Origin of the sequence: Petralouisia muris (assembly GCF_004793545.1) — a bacterium.
Taxonomy (GTDB): Bacteria; Bacillota; Clostridia; order Lachnospirales; family Lachnospiraceae; genus Petralouisia; species Petralouisia muris.
The window spans coordinates 1-3,375 of the sequence record NZ_SRYA01000169.1 but is presented as its reverse complement, the minus strand read 5'-3'; the positions used below and the strand labels follow the sequence as shown (position 1 = coordinate 3,375).

General features: G+C 45.2%; 3 protein-coding genes. All 3 read right to left on the bottom strand.

Features of this window, described 5'->3' with window-relative positions:
• Positions 1-15 precede the first annotated feature (15 nt).
• From E5329_RS28665 to E5329_RS28655, 3 genes are read right to left on the bottom strand one after another with little or no spacing between them, the layout of a single operon-like run.
• On the bottom strand, positions 16-978 hold the full coding sequence (locus E5329_RS28665) for a tyrosine-type recombinase/integrase (protein WP_330572425.1): 963 nt from the start codon (positions 976-978) through the stop codon (positions 16-18).
• Between the two features lie 52 nt (positions 979-1,030).
• Positions 1,031-2,011: a tyrosine-type recombinase/integrase gene (locus tag E5329_RS28660; protein WP_135992516.1), complete on the bottom strand. Its 981-nt coding sequence runs from the start codon at positions 2,009-2,011 to the stop codon at positions 1,031-1,033.
• A complete protein-coding gene (locus tag E5329_RS28655; RefSeq protein ID WP_168356816.1) occupies positions 2,011-3,234 on the bottom strand; it encodes a tyrosine-type recombinase/integrase in 1,224 nt (407 codons plus the stop codon). The genes E5329_RS28660 and E5329_RS28655 overlap by 1 nt, the downstream gene beginning before the upstream one ends.
• Between the last annotated feature and the right edge of the window lie 141 nt (positions 3,235-3,375).

Sequence of the window (3,375 nt, the reverse complement as noted above, 5' to 3'; positions counted from 1 at the left end):
TAGAATAATAATCTTCTATTTCAAAAACGATGGCATTTGTTTCTCTTCCGTATTAGAAAAAGGGAGACCATTCTCTGGTGTAGCATGCCAGTTCTGATTCCATGCAATTAGTTTTTTGTTAACAGTTTCTTGGGATATTTCGGCATAAATTTCCGTGGTCTGTATAGATGCATGACCAAGAAAGTTTTTGATAACAGCTATAGGGACTCCCGATTCCAGCATGTGGGAGGCACAAGTGTGCCTCATGGTATGGGGTGAGTAATTATCTTCCCTGAAATAAGACGGGTACTGTTCCTTTGCTTTCCTTATATACTTTTTAAAAAGGGCTTCAATACCTGCTACTGACATGTATTCATGTGTCTGGCTGGAGAATACATGGCGGTCCGGCTGGCCGGCAATTCTTCTGTATGAAATGTATTCCTTTAACATTTTGCTGCACGGGAGGGGAATCGGTACCTTTCTGCTCTTTCCACCTTTTCCATTGATGTCAAGCACAGCCCCATGACCGTTAAAGTGGATATTCCGTACAACCAGGTCGCATATTTCCTGGGAACGTGCCCCCGAGGCATACATTACTGATAAAAGCACGGTATCCCGTTTTCCGATAGATGTTTCATTGCCGGGAAGAGAGAGGATAATACCGACTTCGTCTATAGAAAATACTGAGCGTTTTTTGTGCTGTGTCTTTTTCATCGGAATCTTCAACAGTGCGCTCCGAAAAGTGCATGCAGCATCGAAATCCTGGTTCTGAGCGTATTTTGAAAAAGAAAGCAGTGCGGACAGGCGTTGGTTTTTTGTTGATGCGCTGCATTTCCTATCCGATTCAATCCAGTTAAAAAAGTCTGCCAGAGTGTTGTAATCGAGGTCAGCAAAAGAAATCTTGTCAGCACAGATTCCTTTTTTCTCGTACAAGAATTCTATCAGGAGCCGGAAGGCTGATTTATACGAAAGGATCGTATTGTTTCCTGCGCCTTTCATAACTGGCAGGTAAGTGCCGATGTAACTTTCCAGAATCCGCATAAACGCTGTGTCATTCTTCATAGTCCACCTCCGGGAAAAGGCCGCTTGTATATTCTCCGAACCTGTCCAGTTCGTCCTGAAACATTTCGGAAGGAAATTTCATGTATTTTTCAGTTTCAGCGAGGCTTTCATGTCCAAGATATGTTGACAGGTATGGGAAAACATCGTCAGCACATAAACCCGCAGATGTAAGATTTTTAAAAGAGTTCGCCACAAAAAGATGTCGGAAGCAGTGCAGACAGGGGCCCCGCTGGCCTTTGACTGTGGGGACGGGGAGCCCGGCGATGTCTGCCATCTTCCTGAACCATACGTCAACGTTACATTCTCTCAGACGCCTGCTGTTATCCATGCCGGGAAACACCCATGCGTCCGGTATGCCAATGATCTCCATAGCAATACAGTACCGTTCAAGAATTCCTGTCAGTTCCGGATGCATTGGCACAAAGCGCTGCCGGTCCCTCTTGGTATGCTTCATTATTATGACGCCCTTTTCAAAATCAATGTCGCCTGCTTTCATTGACAGCGTTTCCCCTATCCGCAGGCCGCACCCCAGCAGAAGGCGAAGCAGCATTGGGAATTCAGCTTTGAGAAATCGGTTTCGCCCGGCAAACGCCCCGGAATCTGCCAGCCTGAAAATCTGTTGGATATCATCTCCTGAAAAAAGGTATGGAATGTAGCTTTCAGTGAACTTTGGGATGTCGGGAATGAAAACATCCAGACCGCATCCCCTGAGGTATTTCATAAACATCCGGACGGAACTTACCGCACAGGCGGCTGTGCGTCTGGAAAAGGGGAGGGATTGAATCCAACTATGGAACAGGCCCTCCGTAACCATATCCTGTCCCGCCTGGACGGTGTATAAATAATTATCAAACATTTCCAGATAATGCCTGTCAATCGCCACAGTAGGTCCGCTTTTGGATGCTTTCCTCAAGGAAATATAGTCGGGGATGTATTCTTTAAAAACACTCTGAAACTCGTACCTGGACATTATAAAACCACCTTCCCTTCCAAAAAATCCTTAAAGAAACCGGCTGGTTCCGGAACCGCACAGGCACATTGCCTTAAACGCTCCACATCAAGCACGGCGTAATGTCTGACTGCATTGGCTTGCGTGTGACCAAGAACCCTCCTTGTCTCCTCATATGTCATTCCATTGTTTATCAGTGAGGTTGCAAGGGAAGAACGGAGGCTGTGCGCTCCATGTTTCCTGCCAGCTGTGTTAATGCCTGCTTTCTTTAAATATTTCCCCACGGAAATACTGACGGCTGAGGGATCAAGGGGCGAATACGGGGCAAGTGAACGCAGGAACAGAAACGGTTCGCCAGATTCTGGTCTTCCGCTGTTCATGTAATCCAGTATTGCTGTCCTAAGCTCTTCTGGCATTGGGAGAGAAATCGGCTCTTGAGTTTTTTGCTGCACGAAATGGATGCTGTCTTTCTGAAAGTCCAAGCTTTCAAACGTTATCCTTGCAATGTCGATGGACCGCATACCAAGCCAGGAGGCCATAAGGAACATGCACAGATCCCTTTTTCCCTTTGGGGACGATGTGTCAATTGCCTGTCTGGTTTTCAGGATTTCTTCCCTGCTGTAAGTGCTCGGCAGGTGAAAACTTCTGCGACGGCTTGGGACGATGCAGGAATAATCCCTGTCTGTTTCCCCATGTTCCGAAAGGAAGGACAGAAGCCCTTTGATTGTCAGCCAATGATTCTGATCGCTTGCCATAAGGCAGGCCCTTGATACAAACGTGCGGTTGAGCCCTGATACTGATTCACATCCCATAGAAACGAGGTTCTGAAAAAAGCATTGTAAAGCGTACATCTTTTTCTTAATGGTTGATGGGGCGTTGCCGTTTTCTGCACACCGAATGGAATACTGGCTTAACGCCATCTCAAAGTCATTCGGCAGAAATTCCCTTTCCCTTTGTGGCATCAGGACAATCCCTTTCCCATAATAACAGTCATTCAATCTACGGATGGTTCGTTTCATACTGGTGCAACGAGATTGTACAGCAGCATTAAGGGATACATATTCAAGGGAGAAATCATTGCCAATATCAGGGCAGTAGTCGGTTTCCCGCTGTAACAGATAATCTTCAATCAATTGGAGATTGCGTTCATATGTTCTGATTGTGGATGGTTTATAAGCATGCTTTTCAAGCAGACAGCAAAGCTGCTTATTAAGTTTGGTAAAAACCGGATGTACTGGTTGCATAAAAAATCCTCCTTTTTGTTTTATCATAACAAACAGAAGGACAATGCCTATTATTATTCTAAAAAAAACATAAAATCCCACAAAGTTACAGGCTTTGTGGGATTGTTGTAGAATAATATTTCTGTTAGAATAAGGCTTATT

Excerpts from the sequence above, each read along its gene's own strand:
- E5329_RS28665 (WP_330572425.1), bottom strand. The coding sequence starts at position 978 with ATGAAAGGCGCAGGAAACAATACGATCCTTTCGTATAAATCAGCCTTC.
- E5329_RS28660 (WP_135992516.1), bottom strand. The coding sequence starts at position 2,011 with ATGTCCAGGTACGAGTTTCAGAGTGTTTTTAAAGAATACATCCCCGAC.
- E5329_RS28655 (WP_168356816.1), bottom strand. The coding sequence starts at position 3,234 with ATGCAACCAGTACATCCGGTTTTTACCAAACTTAATAAGCAGCTTTGC.